Origin of the sequence: Herbaspirillum sp. Sphag64, assembly GCF_014192645.1 — a bacterium.
In the GTDB taxonomy this organism is placed as follows: domain Bacteria; phylum Pseudomonadota; class Gammaproteobacteria; order Burkholderiales; family Burkholderiaceae_D; genus Herbaspirillum.
This window is the reverse complement of the sequence record NZ_JACHYE010000009.1, coordinates 54,708-74,241: the sequence shown is the minus strand read 5'-3', so window position 1 is coordinate 74,241 and position 19,534 is coordinate 54,708. Positions and strand designations below refer to the sequence as shown.

Annotated in this window: 17 protein-coding genes; 1 reads left to right on the top strand and 16 read right to left on the bottom strand. The window is 56.8% G+C overall.

Annotated elements, in window-relative coordinates; translation table 11 throughout:
• Positions 1 to 9 precede the first annotated feature (9 nt).
• Positions 10 to 399: a DciA family protein gene (locus tag FHW66_RS14740; RefSeq protein WP_370543474.1), complete on the top strand. Its 390-nt coding sequence runs from the start codon at positions 10 to 12 to the stop codon at positions 397 to 399.
• Between the two features lie 149 nt (positions 400 to 548).
• Here FHW66_RS14740 and lpxC read toward each other — a convergent pair whose 3' ends face one another.
• The 16 genes from lpxC to rsmH all read right to left on the bottom strand — a co-directional run bounded on the left by lpxC (position 549) and on the right by rsmH (position 19,523).
• Positions 549 to 1,484 (bottom strand): UDP-3-O-acyl-N-acetylglucosamine deacetylase, encoded by a 936-nt coding sequence (gene lpxC, locus FHW66_RS14735; protein WP_183380575.1) that lies wholly within the window; start codon positions 1,482 to 1,484, stop codon positions 549 to 551.
• 189 nt (positions 1,485 to 1,673) lie between these two features.
• Entirely contained in the window at positions 1,674 to 2,180 is a 507-nt protein-coding gene (locus FHW66_RS14730) for a peroxiredoxin (RefSeq protein ID WP_183380574.1), read from the bottom strand.
• A gap of 195 nt (positions 2,181 to 2,375) precedes the next feature.
• Positions 2,376 to 3,575 carry a cell division protein FtsZ gene (ftsZ, locus tag FHW66_RS14725; RefSeq protein ID WP_183380573.1) on the bottom strand — a complete coding sequence of 400 codons (1,200 nt, stop codon included), beginning with the start codon at positions 3,573 to 3,575 and terminating at the stop codon, positions 2,376 to 2,378.
• Between the two features lie 169 nt (positions 3,576 to 3,744).
• Complete coding sequence (gene ftsA / locus FHW66_RS14720; RefSeq protein ID WP_183380572.1) at positions 3,745 to 4,977, bottom strand: cell division protein FtsA; 1,233 nt, start codon at positions 4,975 to 4,977, stop codon at positions 3,745 to 3,747.
• A 10-nt stretch (positions 4,978 to 4,987) separates the two neighbouring features.
• On the bottom strand, positions 4,988 to 5,758 hold the full coding sequence (locus FHW66_RS14715; protein WP_183380571.1) for a cell division protein FtsQ/DivIB: 771 nt from the start codon (positions 5,756 to 5,758) through the stop codon (positions 4,988 to 4,990).
• Between the two features lie 9 nt (positions 5,759 to 5,767).
• A complete protein-coding gene (locus FHW66_RS14710; RefSeq protein ID WP_183380570.1) occupies positions 5,768 to 6,784 on the bottom strand; it encodes a D-alanine--D-alanine ligase in 1,017 nt (338 codons plus the stop codon).
• Entirely contained in the window at positions 6,781 to 8,184 is a 1,404-nt protein-coding gene (gene murC, locus FHW66_RS14705) for a UDP-N-acetylmuramate--L-alanine ligase (protein WP_183380569.1), read from the bottom strand. The genes FHW66_RS14710 and murC overlap by 4 nt, the downstream gene beginning before the upstream one ends.
• Positions 8,181 to 9,263 (bottom strand): undecaprenyldiphospho-muramoylpentapeptide beta-N-acetylglucosaminyltransferase, encoded by a 1,083-nt coding sequence (gene murG / locus FHW66_RS14700; protein WP_183380568.1) that lies wholly within the window; start codon positions 9,261 to 9,263, stop codon positions 8,181 to 8,183. Before murG ends, murC begins: the two co-directional genes overlap by 4 nt.
• Entirely contained in the window at positions 9,260 to 10,534 is a 1,275-nt protein-coding gene (gene ftsW, locus FHW66_RS14695) for a putative lipid II flippase FtsW (RefSeq protein WP_183380567.1), read from the bottom strand. The genes murG and ftsW overlap by 4 nt, the downstream gene beginning before the upstream one ends.
• Positions 10,534 to 12,318 carry a UDP-N-acetylmuramoyl-L-alanine--D-glutamate ligase gene (gene murD, locus FHW66_RS14690; protein WP_183380566.1) on the bottom strand — a complete coding sequence of 595 codons (1,785 nt, stop codon included), beginning with the start codon at positions 12,316 to 12,318 and terminating at the stop codon, positions 10,534 to 10,536. The genes ftsW and murD overlap by 1 nt, the downstream gene beginning before the upstream one ends.
• A gap of 29 nt (positions 12,319 to 12,347) precedes the next feature.
• Positions 12,348 to 13,517: a phospho-N-acetylmuramoyl-pentapeptide-transferase gene (gene mraY / locus FHW66_RS14685; RefSeq protein ID WP_183380565.1), complete on the bottom strand. Its 1,170-nt coding sequence runs from the start codon at positions 13,515 to 13,517 to the stop codon at positions 12,348 to 12,350.
• Position 13,518: 1 nt separating this feature from the next.
• A complete protein-coding gene (gene murF, locus FHW66_RS14680; protein WP_183380564.1) occupies positions 13,519 to 14,964 on the bottom strand; it encodes a UDP-N-acetylmuramoyl-tripeptide--D-alanyl-D-alanine ligase in 1,446 nt (481 codons plus the stop codon).
• Entirely contained in the window at positions 14,964 to 16,514 is a 1,551-nt protein-coding gene (locus tag FHW66_RS14675; RefSeq protein WP_183380660.1) for a UDP-N-acetylmuramoyl-L-alanyl-D-glutamate--2,6-diaminopimelate ligase, read from the bottom strand. Before FHW66_RS14675 ends, murF begins: the two co-directional genes overlap by 1 nt.
• Complete coding sequence (locus FHW66_RS14670) at positions 16,514 to 18,295, bottom strand: penicillin-binding protein 2 (protein WP_183380563.1); 1,782 nt, start codon at positions 18,293 to 18,295, stop codon at positions 16,514 to 16,516. The genes FHW66_RS14675 and FHW66_RS14670 overlap by 1 nt, the downstream gene beginning before the upstream one ends.
• Complete coding sequence (ftsL, locus tag FHW66_RS14665) at positions 18,292 to 18,564, bottom strand: cell division protein FtsL (RefSeq protein ID WP_183380562.1); 273 nt, start codon at positions 18,562 to 18,564, stop codon at positions 18,292 to 18,294. Before ftsL ends, FHW66_RS14670 begins: the two co-directional genes overlap by 4 nt.
• The gene (gene rsmH / locus FHW66_RS14660) at positions 18,561 to 19,523 is read right to left on the bottom strand and encodes a 16S rRNA (cytosine(1402)-N(4))-methyltransferase RsmH (protein WP_183380561.1); all 963 of its coding nucleotides are present in this window, start codon (positions 19,521 to 19,523) and stop codon (positions 18,561 to 18,563) included. The genes ftsL and rsmH overlap by 4 nt, the downstream gene beginning before the upstream one ends.
• Between the last annotated feature and the right edge of the window lie 11 nt (positions 19,524 to 19,534).

Genomic DNA, 19,534 nt, shown 5'->3' with positions numbered 1-19,534 from the left:
GCAGCCTTGATGCCTGCAATCACCCGTATGGCTACACTGCAAAAAGCGTGCGCTGCCATCCTGCCGGCTATATTTTCGTCCTGCGATGTCATGAATTTCGAGGCTGGGCAACTGGTCCTCAGTACACCCAACGCTGCACTTGCAACAAAGCTTAAGCAACAGCTCCCGAAACTGCAGGATCACCTGTTAAAAGATGGATGGCAGGTTAATGCAATCCGTATCAAAGTGCAAGTTGGCAAAAACTATGTCGTGCCCGTCGCCCGCAAACAATTGAGCTTGTCCAGCAAAGCCGTTTCTGCGTTCGCAGAACTCAAGGATGCGCTTGATGATTCGCCCCGAAATCAGGCACTCAAGGCTGCGCTGGCCAACATGGTGCGCCGAAATGCGGGCAATGAATAGACCGCGAACAGACAAAAAACGGACCGCCATTATTTGAGCAGGATCCTTAGAAACAAAAAGGCCGTCAGCATCAACTCTGACGGCCTTTCTCTTTGTATCAACGCACCAAACTGGATTTACGCACCCGCATTAAACGGAATCAGTGGAGATCAGTTCAATGCCCACTCCTGCTCAGCCTGCATCACGTACGTCCGCGGTGCAGTTTCGAGGCTGTCAAAGCTGACGATCTCGTAGGCATCCGGTTGTGCCAGCAAGGCACGCAAGAGCTGATTGTTCATCCCGTGACCAGATTTGTACGCATCATAGCTTGCCAGCAGCGGATGACCGATCAGATACAGATCGCCGATGGCGTCCAGAATCTTGTGGCGCACAAATTCGTTGTCGTAGCGCAAGCCATCTGCGTTGAGAATACGATATTCATCCATCACGATCGCATTCTCAAAAGAGCCGCCGCGAGCCAAGCCCATACCACGCAGGGTTTCTACATCCTGCATGAAGCCGAAGGTGCGCGCACGCGCGATTTCCTTGACGTAGGACTCTAGCCCGAAATCAACCTCAGCAGTCTGTCCGGTGCCATCCACAGCAGGATGATTGAATTCGATGAAAAACTTTAGCTTGAAGCCGTTGTAGGGATCAAGACGCGCCCATTTTTCCTTGGCGCCTTCACCTTCACGGACTTCCACCGACTTGAGTACACGAATGAATTTCTTGGCGGCATTCTGTTCCTGCAGGCCAGCTTGCTGGAGCAAAAATACAAACGAAGAAGCCGATCCATCCATGATGGGGATTTCTTCGGCGGTCAGGTCGATGTACAGATTGTCGATACCGAGACCTGCGCAGGCCGACAGCAGATGCTCAACGGTCGATACACGTGCTCCATCTTTGGACAGCACCGATGCCATCCGCGTATCGCCAACGCCGGTCGCTGATGCCGGAAAATCGACCACGGGATCGAGATCAACACGGCGAAACACGATACCCGTGTTGATAGCAGCCGGACGCAGTGTCAGCTCGACTTTGGTGCCGGAATGCAAACCTACGCCAATAGTATTGACGAGTTTCTTGATGGTGCGCTGTTTTAACATCCATCCATTATAGCCAAGATGAGGATGGTACTGCTGCCGGCTTGCCAGTCACTGTTGCAAAAATGTATTGACATGCGGCAACGCCTCGATGCGGGGAGTTAAATACCTGCAAAGGCCGTAAATAATTTCCATAAAAAAGCCGCCAACAAATGTGGCAGCTCGTGCTGCGGTAGCGACACTGTGTTGCTATCAGCCCAGTTGGGAGAGCAAGGTTTGTGCATCAGACACTTCGAACTTGCCCGGTGCCTCAATATTGAGCTGCTTGACCACACCGTCTTCAACCAGCATAGAGTAACGCTGGGAACGGATGCCCATGCCTTTTTCGCTGAAATCTGCGGCCAAACCAACTGCCTGGGTAAATTTGGCGCTGCCGTCAGCCAGCAGGCGTACGACGCCGGTGGCTTTTTGATCGCGACCCCAGGCACCCATCACAAATGCATCATTGACCGAGATAGCCCAGATTTCATCGACGCCCTTGGCTTTGAATTGAGGAGCCAGCGCGATATAACCAGGCAAATGCTTGGCCGAACAGGTTGGTGTAAATGCGCCCGGGACGGCAAACAAGGCAATTTTCTTGCCCTTGACCAGATCAGCCACCTGGAACGAATTCGGTCCCAATGCGCAACCTTCTGTTTCAGTGTCGATGAATTCAGCCAGCACGCCTTCTGGCAGGCGGTCGCCAATCTTGATAGTCATAGTGATGTCCTTCTATTGATTACAAATACGGATGAAAGCAACAATGGTAGTGCATTGTGCAAGGCAAAAAAACGCCGCGCTCTTCATGCAAAGGCGCGGCGCGCAGACATGAGTATGCCTGTTTATGACTATCACTGCTGCGCGGCGACAAGTGCCCGAACAGGCCTTGTCGCCGCGCCAGCTTGCTGACGAGAATCAGTCAGCCTGCTTACGCAGGAAAGCTGGAATGTCGTAAGTTTCCATTCCGTTCTTTTCCAGTGCACGCACAGTATCGGAAGCCGACTCGCGACGCCATACGGCAGGCGCCTTCATACCACCGAAAGCAGCACCAGCACCTTGCGCGGCACCGCTTGTCGCGCCATTGAGCACACCAGTGGCTGCCATCATTGGCTCATTGTGCGTACCAGTACGCAACATTGGCGACTGCACCAGTTGTACCGACTTGCGGGCACGGCCCAGGCCGGTTGCTACAACGGTCACACGGATATCATCACCCATGGTGTCGTCATAGGCGATACCTTGAGCGATAGAAGCATCAGCAGCGGCAAACGCGCGTACTGTCGCCATGACTTCCTTGATTTCCTTACCCTTGAGGTTACGGCTGGCTGTCACATTGACCAGTACGCCACGCGCGCCCGACAAATCGATACCATCCAGCAGAGGCGATGCGACCGCCTGTTCTGCTGCCACGCGAGCGCGATCTACACCGGATGCCGTTGCAGTACCCATCATGGCCTTGCCTTGCTCGCCCATGATGGTCTTGACGTCGTTAAAGTCAACGTTGATATGACCTGGCACATTGATGATTTCAGCAATACCGGCAACCGCGTTGTTGAGCACGTCATCGGCGTGACCCAGCCATTCGATCATGCTGTCATCTTCGTAAATCTCTTCGAGCTTCTCGTTGAGAATGATGATCAGTGAATCAACGTGCTGGCTCAATGCTTCCAGACCTTGATCAGCGATATCCATGCATTTCTGTCCCTCGTACGAGAAAGGCTTGGAGACCACAGCAACGGTCAGTGCACCCAATGACTTGGCCACTTCGGCCACGACAGGAGCAGCACCTGTGCCAGTACCACCACCCATACCGGCAGCGATAAACACCATGTGCGCGCCACGCAGTGCATCTTCGATACGCGAACGGGTTTCTTCAGCCAGACGGCGGCCAACTTCTGGCTGCATGCCTGCGCCCAGACCGGTTTCACCGATCTGGATCACATTGTCGGCCTTGGATTGCTTCAAGGCTTGGGCATCGGTGTTGGCAGCAATGAATTCAACGCCGGACACGCCCTTGTTGATCATGTGCTGCACCGCATTGCCGCCTGCGCCACCGACGCCCACGACCTTGATGATCGTGCCGAGGGTGGCATTGTCGAGCATATCTATTTCCATGATGACTCCTTAAATTAATGGTATGCAGCTTGCAGTTGATAGGCATCACGCGGTGTGACGACTAGCAACTGACAACTGCGCTTTACTGATTCACATCACCCCAGTTTCTGAAAATGATTTACTGCTACTACTTCAAAACTTGAAAAACCAAAACTTGAAAATCTAAAACTTAAAAATTCCCTAAAAACCATTCCTTCATGCGCTGCCAAATTGCTTTGACCGAGCCTTCCTGTCGGGTCACGATGTAACCACGCAGATACTGCTTTTTTGCTTCCAACAACAATCCCAATACGGTCGAATAACGGGGGCTGCGCACCACATCGGCGAGCTGACCGCTATACTCCGGGGTCCCCAGTCGGGCCGGCTTGAGGAAAATATCCTCTGCCAGCTCAATCATTCCCGGCATCATTGCTGAGCCACCGGTGAGTACGATGCCCGACGACAGCACCTCTTCGTAACCCGACTCGCGCACCACCTGATGCACCAGCGCAAACAGCTCTTCTACGCGCGGTTCAATCACGGCGGCCAACGCCTGACGCGACAAGGTGCGCGGATTGCGGTCACCCAAGCCCGGCACTTCCAGGGTTTCGCCCGGATCCGCCAGAATCTGCTTGGCAACGCCGTAACGCAGCTTGATTTCCTCTGCCTCCAATGTCGGCGTGCGCAAGGCCATCGCGATGTCATTGGTAATCTGGTCGCCGGCAATCGGGATCACGGCGGTGTGACGAATCGCCCCTTCGGTAAACACGGCCACGTCGGTGGTACCACCGCCGATATCCACCAGCACTACGCCCAGTTCACGCTCGTCCGGTGTCAACACCGAATCAGCCGAGGCCATCGGTTGCAAAATCAGATCGGATACTTCCAAACCGCAACGGCGCACGCACTTGACGATGTTCTGAACCGCAGACACGGCACCAGTGACGATATGCACCTTCACTTCCAGCCTGATTCCGCTCATACCGATTGGTTCGCGCACATCCTCCTGGTTATCGACGATGAATTCCTGCGGTACGGTATGCAGCAATTGCTGGTCAGTTGGGATGTTGACTGCCTTGGCGGTTTCGATAACGCGCGAGACGTCCGCAGCGCTGACTTCCTTATCCTTGATCGCCACCATGCCGCTGGAATTGAAACTACGGATATGACTACCGGCAATCCCGGTATAGACATTGCGGATCTTGCAGTCGGCCATCAACTCAGCCTCTTCGAGGGCGCGCTGAATCGACTCTACGGTAGCCTCGATATTGACCACGACCCCCTTCTTGAGCCCCTTGGATTCGGACTGGCCCAGACCGATCACCTCATGGCGACCATCCTGCAATACCTCAGCCACTACGGCCACCACTTTGGAGGTGCCGATGTCGAGGCCGACGATCAAATTTTTGGCGTCTTTTGTCATATTATTCCGCTTATTTTTTCTTTCCGTTCAATGCTGCCAATACCAAACCATCGGCCTTCAATGCAAGGCCATTGGGATAACGCATGTCAACATCTTCAATCTTGCCCTGCAACCGATCCAGCAACTGCGGATACACCGCCACCAGTCGCGCAATGCGCTCCTTGAGCGTCGCGTCGCTGTCGGACCTGCCCAACTGCACTGTCATCCCGTTATCAAGCTTGACCGTCCAGGCATAGCGATTCGACAGTGCTACCGCTTGCGGCGTCAGCTTGATCGGTGCAAACCATTGCTTGAACTGTTCAAACCGCGTCGCCACATCTTTCTCACTACCCTCCGGCCCATCAAACTCAAGCAAGGCACCGTCATCCTCGGCTTCTGCCAGATTGGCCGTGAATACATCACCCTTGACCGACAATAAACGTCCTTCATCACCCCAGGTACCGAGTGCGCGATGCTCTTCAACCGTCACGATCAGCTTGTTCGGCCATTCGCGGCGCACCATCGCCTTACGCACCCACGGTACCGATTCAAATGCCTGACGCACGGCATTGAGATCGGCGGTAAAAAAATTGCCCTGGATTCTTGGCAAGGCACTGGCACGAATCGTCAATGCATTGACACGTCGCAGCGGCGCATCCATCTCACCTTCAACCCGAATCGTCTTGAGCGTGAACATCGGCCGTTGCACCACCCACCAGGTACCAGACGCCAACAATGCGAGCAACACCAATACCAGCAAGGTATTGGTGATGGCATTCAACATTTTGACGTCTTGCCACATGGCTCCCGTTTACTCCTGATCCGTCACATCGGCAGCCGCGCTCACCTGCGGCTTCCAGTCACTTGATGGCTGCAGATCCAGCGCCGCCGAGCGCAGGATTTCGCAGCACAAATCTTCATAGCTCAAACCGGCCTGCTTGGCTGACATCGGCACGAGCGAGTGACCAGTCATTCCCGGCGAAGTATTGATCTCCAGCAGGAACGGTTCGTTGTCACTGGCACGCAGCATGAAATCCACACGCGCCCAGCCGCGGCAACCCAGTGCATTGAATGCACGCTCTGCCAGCGTCTGGATGCGCTCAGTCAGCGCCGCGTCCAGCGGTGCCGGGCACAGGTACTTGGTCTCATCGCCAAAGTACTTGTGCTGATAGTCGTAGTTGCCGTCCGGCGCACAGATCTCGATCACGGGCAATGCACGCGCATTGCGGCCCTGTCCGAGAACTGGCACAGTCAGCTCGCGTCCGCGTACGAACTCCTCTGCCAGCACGATGGCGTCATATTTGGCACAGAGTGCAAAACCTTCCTGCATCTCGGAATAACCGGCAACCTTGGCGATACCAATAGTCGAGCCTTCATGCGGTGCCTTGAGCATCAGCGGCAAACCCAGTACATCGGGAACCTGGCGCAGTTCCTCTAACGAGGTGCTGCGGTCCAGCTCCAGAAAACGCGGTGTTGGCAAACCGTGACCGAGCCAGATCCGCTTGGTCATGATCTTGTCCATCGCGATGGCAGACGACATCACACCAGGACCGGTATACGGAATACCAAGCTGCTCCAGCGCGCCTTGCAGTGTGCCGTCTTCGCCATAACGTCCATGCAGGGCAATGAACACACGATCAAAACGTTCGGCAGCGAGTTCTGCCAGACTGCGTTGCGCCGGATCAAACGGATGCGCATTCACGCCCTTGCTTCGCAGCGCCTGCAAGACGCCGGTACCTGACATGATCGAGACTTCGCGCTCGGCAGAACGACCACCGAAGAGCACACCGACCTTGCCAAATTGCTGTGCCGAGAAATTGCTCATCATGCCCCCTGTGCAGTCAGTTTGGCGGGTACGCCACTGATGGAGCCGGCACCCATGGTCATGACGACATCGCCGTCGCGCACCACATTGAGGATGGTGGCCGGCATGTCTGCGATATCTTCAACAAACACCGGCTCCACCTTGCCTGCGACGCGCAGCGCATGCGCCAGCGCACGGCCATCGGCGGCCACGATTGGCTGCTCACCGGCGGCATAGACTTCACCCAATACCAGCACGTCAGGCGAGGACAGCACCTTGACGAAATCCTCGAACAGATCGCGGGTACGGGTATAGCGATGTGGCTGGAATGCCAGTACCAGGCGGCGTCCCGGGTAAGCACCACGCGCTGCAGCAATGGTTGCGGCGGTTTCCACCGGGTGGTGACCGTAGTCATCGACCAGTGTGAAGGAACCTGCCGGCTTGCCGTCTGCATCCTTAAGCGGCACATTGCCGTAACGCGTAAATCGACGACCAACTCCATTGAATTCGGTCAGTGCCTTTTGCGTGTCAACATCGGCCACATCGAGTTCGCGGGCAATCGCAATCGCCGCGCAGGCGTTCTGGACGTTGTGCATACCTGGCTGATTCAGACTGACCTGCATCGGTGCGTAACCGTCCTGAATTGCGGTGAACTCCATCTTGCCATCGACTGCCCTGGCATCAATGGCGCGAATATCAGCGTCTTCATGGAAGCCATAAGTAAGGATAGGCTTGGAGATCATCGGCATGATTTCGCGAACGTGTGGATCATCCAGGCACAACACCGCCACACCATAAAACGGCAAGCGCTGCGTGAATTCCACGAATGCCTGCTTGAGCTTGGCAAAGTCGTGGTTGTAGGTCTCCATGTGATCGGCATCGATATTGGTGATGACTTCAATCACGGGGGTCAGATTCAGGAATGAGGCATCCGACTCATCGGCTTCAGCCACGATGAAGTCGCCAGAACCCAGTTTGGCGTTGGCACCGGCACTGGTAAGGCGGCCACCAATCACAAACGTTGGGTCCAGCCCTCCTTGTGCCAGCACGCTGGCCACCAGACTGGTGGTAGTGGTCTTGCCGTGGGTGCCGGCAATCGCGATACCCTGCTTCAGACGCATCAGTTCGCCTAGCATCACGGCACGTGGCACGATCGGAATGTGCTTCTTGCGTGCAGCCAGTACTTCCGGATTGTCGGCCTTGACGGCGGTCGAGGTGACGATGGCATCCGCGTCGGCAATGTTATCAGCAGCGTGGCCGTAGAGAATGCGCGCACCGAGCTGCTCGAGCCGTTGCGTTGCTGCGTTGCTGCCGAGGTCGGAACCGGATACGCCATAGCCCAGATTAAGCATGACTTCGGCGATGCCGCTCATGCCTGAGCCACCGATACCGACAAAATGTATATTTTTAACCCGATGTTTCATTGCTTCACCAATTTTTCCAGCACCTGCGCGATTGCCTCGTTGGCCTCGCGCCTGCCTTGTTCGTAAGCCGCCTGCGCCAGTGTGAGGCAGGCCGGCCGATCCAATGTCTGTAACAACTGCGCCAGACTATCCGGCGTCAGTTCTGTTTGCGGTAGATGTACGGCTGCCTGTGCCTGCGCCATCCACTTGGCGTTATCACGCTGGTGTGAGGTAGTTGATGCGACTAGCGGCACAAGAACACTGGCCACGCCTGCTGCGGTCAGCTCCGAAATCGTGATCGCACCGGCACGGCAAATCACCAGATCGGTCTGCGCGTAGCGGCGCGGCATGTCGTCGATAAAATCAAGCACTTCGGCGCTCACGCCCGCTTGCGCATAGGCTGCACGCAATGCTTCGATATGCTGCTTGCCGGACTGATGCGTCACCTGCACGGGCAACGAGGCAGGTAATCTGGCCAGCGCTGCCGGCACACATTCATTGAGTACCTTGGCACCCAGACTGCCACCCACCACCAGAATTCGCAGTGGTCCGCTGCGCTGGGCATAGCGCGGTTGTGGCGCACCCAGATCGATGATTTCCTGGCGCACCGGGTTACCGGTCACTTCTGCCTTGCTTGCCGCCTTGCCAAAATCGGCAGGAAAGCCAAACAAAACCTTGTCCGCCAGCGGTGTCAGTGTCTTGTTGGACAAGAGCAACGCTGCATCGGCATTGACCAGTGCCAGCGGCACACCGCGCAAGCGCGCCATCAATCCACCCGGCACCGTCACGTAACCACCCATGCCCAACACCACATCGGGCTGCCGCTTGCCAATAATGCGCAGGCAGGTAGCAAAGCTGGCAACCAGACGCCACACACCCTTGACCGTGTGCTGCCAGCCCTTGCCACGCAATCCGGCGAAGACGATCGTGTCCATCTCGACGCCATGGCGTGGCACCAGATCGCGCTCCATACCATGCGTGGTACCCAACCACGAAACGATCCAGCCGCGCGCACGCATGGTCTCGGCTATCGCCAGACCCGGGAAGATGTGACCACCAGTCCCGGCGGCCATAATCAACAGACGCTTGGGCGCGGTCATAGACGGCCTCCCCGCATCAGCACCCGGTTTTCATAATCAATCCGCAACAAAATCGCCAGTCCTACACAATTAATCAACAAACCCGAGCCACCGTAGCTCATCAGCGGCAAAGTCAAACCCTTGGTCGGCAGCAAACCCAGATTGACGCCCATGTTGATGAAGGCCTGCACGCCCAGCCAAATGCCAACACCCTTGGCCACCAGCCCAGAAAAGGTCAGATCCAGTGCAATCGCCTGCCGACCAATCTCAAAGGCATGCTTGACCAACCAGTAGAACAGCAGCACAACGACCAAGACGCCAACAAAGCCCAGCTCCTCACCAATGACCGCTAGCAGGAAGTCGGTATGCGCCTCCGGCAGGTAATGCAGTTTCTCGACACTGCCGCCCAGACCAACGCCAAACAGCTCGCCGCGTCCAAAAGCGATCAGCGAATGCGACAACTGATAAGCCTTGCCCTGTGCGTTCTCCTCAACCCACGGGTTGAGGTAGGCAAAGATCCGTTCACGCCGCCACGGCGACAACACAATCACGAGCGAGAAAATACCGACCAGCGTGGCACCAATACCGCCGAACCAGACGCCGTTGATCCCGCCCAAAAACAGAATACCCATGGCGATGCAGACGATCACGCCGAACGCGCCCAGATCGGGCTCCAGCAGCAGCAGCAAACCAACCACGCCAACCGCTACCGTCATCGGCAGGAAACCCTTGGTCAGCTTGTGCATCACCTCCTGCTTGCGCACCGTGTAATCGGCTGCGTACAGGACAATGAACAGCTTCATCAGTTCCGACGGCTGCAGGTTGAACACCTTGAATGACAACCAGCGCTTGGCGCCATTGACACCCTTGCCGATGCCGGGGATCAGCACCATTGCCAGCAACACCAACGTGCCAACAAACAAATAGGGCGCCATCTTTTGCCAGGTTTCGATCTTGACCCGGAACACCAGCAACCCAAGCAGCAGGGATACTGCAATGAACACCGCCTGCCGCACCAGGAAATAGGAAGTCTTGTAATTCGCGTATTTGGGTGAATCGGGTAAGGCAATCGATGCTGAATACACCATCACCATGCCAAACAACATCAGCAGGATCACGACCCAGACCAAAGGCTGGTCGTACTGCATCATCCGCGAGCGCTGTTCAATCCCGCTGATACCCTTGAGGCTGCCACCGGCATAGGCGCTGTCCCGCATGCCTCCACGCGCGCGCCCTGCGACCGCCTCTTTCGGGCTGAACCAGCCGGTAATGGATGACAGGCTCAGTTTCATCACATCACCTCACCACGTGAGAGCGCCAGTTCACGCACGGCATCCACAAACACTTCAGCCCGATGGGCATAGTTGCGGAACATGTCCAGACTGGCGCAAGCAGGCGACAGCAGGACAGCTTCTCCGGCACGCGCTATCTCACCAGCTTTTTGCACAGCTTCTTCGAGCGAGTTGCAATCGACCAGAGTAATACCCGTCGCTGCTACCGCGCCGCGAATCGCAGCGGCGTCGCGACCGATCAGGAATACGGCACGCCCGTACTTGTTCAGCGGCTCTGCCAGTGGCGTAAAGTCCTGGCCTTTGCCGTCGCCGCCGGCAATCAGTAACAGCCGGTTTGGCTTGCCGCCATGACCGAGCCCGTTCAATGCGGCCACCGTCGCCCCGACATTGGTACCTTTGCTGTCGTCGTAATATTCAACGTCCTGAATCGTGGTAACCAGTTCGACCCGATGCGGTTCGCCCGCATACTCACGCAAACCGTGCAGCAACGGTGCCAGTGGCAGATCAATGGCGCGGCATAAGGCCAGTGCTGCCAGCGCATTGAGTGCATTGTGCAAGCCACGAATACGTAGCGCATCGGCTGGCATCAGGCGCTTGAGCAGAAATGGTGTTTCCTCTTTGAGGTCTTTCTTGCGACGTCCCTGTGGCTTTTCATCGTCTTCGGTCGCGACGGCATTGGCGAGCCAGAGCATGCCATTTTCGTCAACCAGACCAAAATCACCTGCCTTGCGGGGCGCATCCAACCCAAAGCTGGAGATCGTTGCCGCTACACCGCCCATCTGGATCACGCGCGCGTCGTCACGATTGAGCACGCGGATAGTGTCGTTGCCAAAAATTCTTTGCTTGTCGGCGGCATAGGCCTCCATGCTGCCGTGCCAGTCCAGATGGTCCTGTGTGACATTGAGGACGGTTGCCGCATCTGGCTGCAAACTATAAGTGGTGTGTAACTGGAAGCTCGATAGCTCCAGCACCCAGGCCTGCGGCAAATTGCCGGTATAGACGGGAGTAGCAGGCTCTGTAACCGGCAGCACGGCTTCAGTCAGCTCGACTGAAGCCACTACTTCTTCTGGTACTTCTGACACTTGTGGTACTTCAGGTACTTCTAATGCGTCTGACGTTTCCTGTACTTCTGCTGTCTGTAGCTCGTGCTCTGTCGCGACGAGGGGGACAGCCGATTCAACTGGCACTGCAGCAACTCGCGCAGCCTCGGCCTCCATCAAAGCTGCTTGCTCGCGCTCCTGCGCACGCTGCACTGCCAGGGCAGCATCTTCACTCAATGCCTGACGCAATACATCCAGCACAGCTGGGCTGATATTGCCGGCAACCTTGGTGGTCAAGCCTGCACGACGGCACAGATTGCCCGTCAGACTGGTCACCGTGGTCTTGCCGTTGGTGCCGGTGATCGCAATCACCTTGGGTGCATAGGCACGTTCGCTGCGCAAGGCTGCCAGCGCCTGGGCAAACAATTCCATTTCACCCCACAGCGGTATTTCACGCTGTGCGGCTACGCCGCTCAATTCAGCGAGTTCACGCTGCGGCGACAGCCCGGGACTGACTGCAACAACATCAATACCATCGAGCAAGGTTGCCGAAAACGGCTGTGCACCAATGAATTCAGCCTCTGGAGCGGTCGCCCGCAACTGCGCCAGACGGTCAGCGACCGCCGCTGCATCACGGGTATCGGCCACACGCACCCGGGCGCCGCAGTAGACCAGCCACTGCGCCATCGCCAGACCGGATTCACCCAGTCCCAGTACCAGAGCGTGTTGATTGACGTAATTCACTTTTGCTTTCCTGCCGTTATCTTCCGTATTTACCGCAACTTCAAGGTGGATAAACCAACCAGTACCAGCATCATGGTGATGATCCAGAACCGCACCACGACCTGGGTTTCCTTCCAGCCCTTCTGTTCATAGTGATGGTGCAGCGGCGCCATCAACAAAATCCGTTTGCCTACGCCAGTGCGCTTCTTGGTGAACTTGAAATAAGCCACCTGAATCATCACCGACAGGGTTTCCACCACGAAAATGCCACCCATGATGAACAACACGATTTCCTGACGCACAATCACGGCGATGGTGCCAAGCGCGCCACCCAACGCCAGCGCCCCGACGTCACCCATGAACACCTGTGCCGGATAGGCGTTGTACCAGAGGAAGGCCAGTCCGGCGCCCGCCATCGCACCACAGAAAATCAGCAACTCACCGGCACCGGGAATATGCGGAATCAACAAATATTTGGCATAGCTGGCACTACCGGTCAGGTAGGCAAACAAGCCCAGTGCACCACCCACCAGTACGGTCGGCATAATCGCCAGACCATCCAGACCATCGGTCAGGTTGACGGCGTTGCTGGTACCGACGATGACGAAATAGGTCAGCGCAATAAAGCCCCAGACACCGAGTGGATAACTGACTGTTTTGAAGAACGGCACAATCAGATCGGCCTTGGGTGGCAAGTCAATATTGAAACCCGACTGCACCCAGGAAACAAACAGGTCCAGTACCTTCATGTTGCTCACTTCCGAGACCGAAAATGCCAGATAGAAGGCAGCTACCAGACCGATCAGCGATTGCCAGAAATATTTCTCGCGTGAGCGCATGCCATTCGGGTCCTTGTAGACCACCTTGCGATAGTCATCGACCCAGCCGATCGTCCCAAAGCCGAGCGTAACTATCAGCACGATCCAGACAAAACGGTTGCTCAGATCAGCCCACAACAAGGTCGAGATACCAATGCCGATCAGAATCAGCACACCACCCATGGTCGGCGTACCGGACTTGACCAGATGCGTTTGCGGTCCATCGGTACGCACCGCCTGACCAACCTTCAGGCGGGTCAGCATGCGAATGACTGCCGGACCGGCGACCAGGCCGATCAGCAGCGCCGTCAACGTCGCAAACACGGCGCGGAAGGTGATGAAGTTGAATACGCGCAGGAAACTGAAATCCTGCTGAAAATTCTGAGCCAGCCAAAGCAGCATGTTAATGAGTCCCCTGTGATTGTGGCGCGGTGGACTGCGCCCCGACCAAATGCTGCACAACGCGTTCCATCTTCATGAAACGCGAACCTTTTACCAATATCGAGGCATCCGGCGTCGCCAGCTCTGCAGCGGCTGCACTGATTGCCTCGATCGTTGCGAAATGACCTGCGGAAGCGATGCTTGATACGCCCCCTGCGGCCTGATTGAATGCGGTGACAGCAAAGCTTGTGGCCTCGCCGAAACCAAGGAAATGATCGATCCCTTTTGCGCGCGCATAGGCACCTATTTCCTCATGGAACTGTTGTCCTTCGTCACCGACTTCGCCCATGTCACCCAGAACCAGCACCCGCGGTGTGGCGGCCTTGGACAAGACATCGATGGCTGCGCGAACCGAATCCGGATTGGCGTTATAGGTATCGTCAATCACTAGCGCGCCGCTACTGGCCTGCTTACGCTGCATGCGACCATTGACCGGTGCGAATGCTTCCAGACCACGCACAATTGCTTCAATTGCGATACCGGCACCCAAAGCGCAGGCAGTCGCTGCCAGTGCATTGCGTACATTGTGTTCACCGATGGCTGCCAGTCGAATCTGGAACCTCAGCGTATCGCCGCCCAGACGGGCGCGTCCCCTGATCACACTGCCAAATTCCTGTGGTGTGTAGCTTGCGCTGATATCCGCCTGTTCGGATAAACCGAAGGTGATCACACGCTGCAATCCACGCGCATTGACCAACTCGTGCCAGACCCAGGCATACTCATCCTCGGCTGGAAACACGGCCACACCATCGGCGGGCAGCGCGGCAAAGACAGCACCGTTTTCACGTGCCACGGCTTCTACCGTGGCCATGAATTCCTGATGCTCACGTTGCGCGTTATTGACCAGCGCCAGCGTCGGCTGGGCGATCTCGGCCAGCACGGCGATTTCACCGGGATGATTCATGCCCAACTCAACCACTGCTGCCTGATGTTCGGGTTGCAGACGCAACAACGTTAGCGGCAGGCCGATTTCATTATTGAAGTTACCGCGGGTCGCCATGCTGTGATCTGTGCCGAAGGCCGCCGCGAGAATCGCTGCCAGCATTTCCTTGACGGTTGTCTTGCCATTGCTACCGGTCACTGCCAGCAGTGGAATGGCAAACTGTTCACGCCAGCGGCGCGCAATTTGCCCCAAAGCAAGCCGCGTATCCGCAACCACAATGGCGGGAATTGTCAGTCCGTCAGGAATGCGTTCAACCACGACCGCAGCAGCACCTTGTGCGGCAACGGCATCGAGGAAATCATGCGCATCAAAGCGTTCGCCACGCAACGCCACAAATATACTGCCAGCAACCACTGACCGACTGTCCGTCGTCAGACCCTGCACAACCGTCGAGGTTGGTTTGCCATCAACGTTGCTGACGGGCCGATCCAGCCAGGTTGCCAGTTGTTCAATCGTGGTCTGCATCACGCACCTCCCAGCATGGTGGCGCGCGCAGCCAAAGCCAGCGCAACGTGATCGGCATCGAGGAAGGGATATTTCTTGCCGCCGATTTCCTGATAGGTTTCGTGTCCTTTACCTGCCAGCAAGACCACATCGTGTTTGGCGGCATGCCGCACCGTCCAAAGGATGGCGGCGGCACGGTCACTCATTTCGTGTGGCGTCAGACGCATCATGCCGCTCTTGATATGCGCCATGATGGTTTGCGGATCTTCGCTGCGTGGATTGTCGCTGGTCAACAGCACATGGTCCGCCAACTCGGAGACAGCCCCCATTTGCGGACGTTTACCGGGATCACGGTCGCCACCGCAACCAAAGACGCACCACAGCTCACCGCCGCGCTGGGTTGCTACAGGACGCAAGGCGTTTAGGGCTTTTTCCAATGCGTCGGGAGTATGCGCATAATCGATCACGATCAAAGGCACCTCTTGACCGCCGAATTGCTGCATCCGTCCAGGTACAGGTGTCAATGTTGCCAGCTTGGCAACGGCGGCTTCCCAGACGATACCCTTGGCCAGCATCACGCCGAGAATGCCCAGCAGATTGCTGACATTGAAATGTCCCACCAGCTGCGTCTTGACCTGTGCCGAGCCAAACGGTGAATCAACGTGGAAGCTGGTGCCATTATTGGTGCTGCGAATGGCAGAAGCACGCAGTGTTGGTACATCCGGCAAATCGACGTCGGTAATCGAATAGCCGATCACCGGTAAATTCTTGGCGTAGACGTAAGGCACCAGGCGCTGCCCCATCTGATCATCGAGGTTGATGACTGCCTGCTGCAAGCCCGGCGCATCGAACAACTGCACCTTGGCTGCCTCATAGGCCAGCATGTCGCCGTGATAATCCAGATGGTCACGGGTGAAATTGGTGAACAAGGCAACATCCACGTGCAAACCATTAAGTCGCCCCTGATCGAGACCGATGGAGGATGCTTCGATCGCCAGCACGGAAGCGCGTGCGCGACGCAGATCTGCCAGCTTGCGCTGCAACGTCAGTGCGTCGGGCGTGGTATAGCCAGTGACATCAAATGCTTGCGGCCGCCCGTCTTGGAACAATCCGACGCCGAGCGTACCAATGACTGCCGCCGGCTGCGAGGCCGAGCCCGAACTTGCCTGCAGGCGCGACAAGGCCATGCCCAGCCAGTAAGTGCAAGAGGTCTTGCCATTGGTACCGGTCACGGCAACCGTGAACATGTCCTTGTCCGGCTTTTGATAATAGTGATTGGCAACCGCACCAGCGACGTACTTCAGCCCCGTGACAGCAAAGTGCGGCAAGGTTTCCTGCTCGGGCCAGGTATAGCCGTCGGCCTCATGGACCACCGCAATGGCACCGCGCTCGATCGCATCGTTGATATAACGACGGCCATCGGCACCGCCATTGGGATAGGCAAAGAAGATATCGCCTGCCACGACCTGCCGCGAATCCGCGGTCAGTTTGGCGGTAAGGTTGTTGACGGCTGGCTCAAGTGTCTCCAGCCAGCTGATGATTTGTTGCACGGAAAGCTTGTCTGGTTGCATCACAGGCTCTCCTCGATGGCGTCTTTAGGGATGATGATGTTGGTCACGCTGGAGTCCGGCGCAATATTGAGCGCGCGCAAGGCATTGGCTGCCACATTGGCAAACACCGGCGCGGCAACGGTGCCGCCGTAGTGATTACCGGCACTGGGCTCATCAATCATCACGGCGATGATCAGACGTGGATCAGACATCGGTGCGATACCGACAAAGTCAGCCACATATTTGTGCACATATTTGCCACCAACAATCTTATAAGCCGTACCAGTCTTGCCACCAACCCGATAACCGGGAACCTGCGCCTGTGGTGCGGTACCACCAGGTGCGGTCACGGTTTCCAGCATGCGACGCATCTGCAATGCGGTGTTTTCCGCAATCACGCGCTGCCCAACCGGGCTCTCGGAAACCTTCTGGAAGGATAATGGAATGATGTCGCCATTGCGGGCAAAGATCAGATAGGCATGGGCCAACTGAATCAATGACAACGAAATGCCGTGACCGTAGCTCATCGTAGCCTGCTCAATCGGACGCCAGGCTTTATAAGGGCGCACGCGCCCTGCCACCGCGCCCGGAAAACCGAACTTCGGTTGCTGCCCGAGACCGACCTTGGTGAACATTTCCCACATTTCCTGCGGCGGCATTTGCAGTGCCACCTTGGCAGTACCGATGTTCGAGGATTTCTGGATGATTTCTGCGACCGTGAGCGCGCCGTGTGGCTCGGCGTCACCGATGGTGGCGGTACCAATGGTCATTTTCCCGGGCGCCGTCTGGAAGACCGTCGATGGTGTTACCCGATGGGTATCAAGCGCTAATGCAATCGTGAACGGCTTGAGTGTCGAGCCTGGCTCGAAGGTATCGGTCAGCACCCGATTGCGCAACTGCTCGCCGGTCAGCACCGAGCGGTCGTTAGGATTGTAGGTCGGCAGATTCGCCAATGCCAGCACCTCGCCAGTACGAGCATCGACGACGATAATGCCACCGGCCTTGGCCTTGTTCTTATCGACCGCTTCCTTGAGCTGGGTGAAGGCGATGTACTGAATCTTGCTATCGATGGACAGCGTCAGATCCTGACCATCATGCGGTTCGCGTACCGCTTCGATATCTTCAACAATACGTCCCAGCCGGTCCTTGATCACGCGACGGCTCCCGGTGGTGCCAGCCAGCGTCTTTTGCGAGCCAAGCTCCATGCCGTCCTGCCCCGCATCCTCGACATTGGTAAAGCCAACCACGTGCGCCATGACTTCCCCCTCAGGGTAGAAGCGCTTATATTCCTTGCGAGTTTCGATACCCGGAATGCCCAGTTTGAGAATTTTGTCGGTGGTGTCTTGCTCGACCTGCCGTTTAAGGTAAACAAAGCTGCGATCCGAATCCAGCTTCTTGCGCAGTTCGGCATCACTCATGTCCAGCAACGTAGCCAGTGCATGTAGCTTTTCCTTGGGCGCCTCTTGAACGTCGTCAGGAATTGCCCAAATAGCCTTGACCGGTACCGAGGACGCCAACACCTGACCATTGCGGTCGGTGATCTTGCCACGTGTCGCGGGCAACTCCAGTGTACGGGCATAGCGTGACGCCCCCTGCTTCTGCAGGAAGTCGGTCGACATGCCCTGCAGGAACAATGCACGGCCGGCCAAGGCAACAAATGCGGTAAATAACACAAACAGAACCAGCCGCGAACGCCAGGCCGGCATCTTGACCTGCAAGACCGGACTCGCCGAAAAGGCGACGCCACGAGAGGCGGCGACGCGTCCAGTGGCGTTGGGGGTGCGCGGCGGCATGCGTGTCATTTCGCCCCCACCGTCAGATATTGAGTACGTTGTGGCGTCAGTGAAACCATGTTCAGATCGCGCCGCGCAACTTCTTCAATCCGCGCATTTTTGCCCAGCGTAGACTGATCCAGCTGCAACTGCGCCCAATCAATATCGAGCTGGCGCGCTTGCGATTGGGCGCGCTCCAACTCGATGAACTGACTGCGCGCCTGATACTGGGCATTGACCAGCGACAGCGCGCACAGCACCAGCAAGGCAGTCACTACAACGCTGAGACGGCCGATCATGGTGCCACCTCGTCGGGAGCACGTTCAAGCGCACGCATGACTGCCGAGCGCGCACGCGGATTAGCGCTGACTTCAGCATCACTCGGTTTGACGCGTGGCAGAAGTCTGGCCAGCGGTTGCGGCAAATCCACGGCACGAATGGGCAGGCGACGGTCGGGCTGCGGCACATGGGCTTTGGATGCCATGAACTGCTTGACGATGCGATCTTCCAGCGAGTGAAAGCTGATCACAACCAATCTCCCATGCTGCGCCATCTGGCGAAATGCCTTCTCCAGCCCTATCTCGAGTTCTTCAAGCTCTTTATTGATGAAAATCCGTACAGCCTGAAAGGTACGAGTGGCCGGGTCTTTGCCTTTCTCGCGGGTTTTGACGACTTGTGCCACGAGCGTGGCAAGCTGTCGTGTGCCTGAAATTGGTTCGACTGCCCGGCGAGCAACAATCGCCTTTGCAATCTGAACAGCAAACCGTTCTTCCCCATAATCTCGTATCACCTTTGCAATTGTCTGTTCATCGGCTGTTGCCAGCCACTGTGCCGCCGAGATGCCACGGGTGGTATCCATGCGCATGTCCAGCGGTCCATCGAAGCGGAAGCTAAAACCACGTGCCGCGTCATCCACCTGCGGCGACGAAATACCCAAATCCATCAAAACGCCATTGACGCGATGCACACCCTGTTCGGCCAACGCCTCATCGAGCGTCGCAAAACTGTCATGCACGATCGTAAAGCGTGGGTCGGCGATGGTCTGCGCAGTGGCGATCGCCAGCGGATCCTTATCAAACGCAATCAGACGCCCGCGTGGGCTGAGCCGCTCCAGAATCGCCCGACTGTGACCGCCACGGCCGAAGGTACCGTCCAGATACACGCCATCAGCGCGCGCGCCAGTAATGGCCAGCGCGTCAACCGCTTCTTCCAACAGCACTGTGCGGTGCTGCAAATCGGGCACCGATTGCATAGTCATCACGCGCTGCC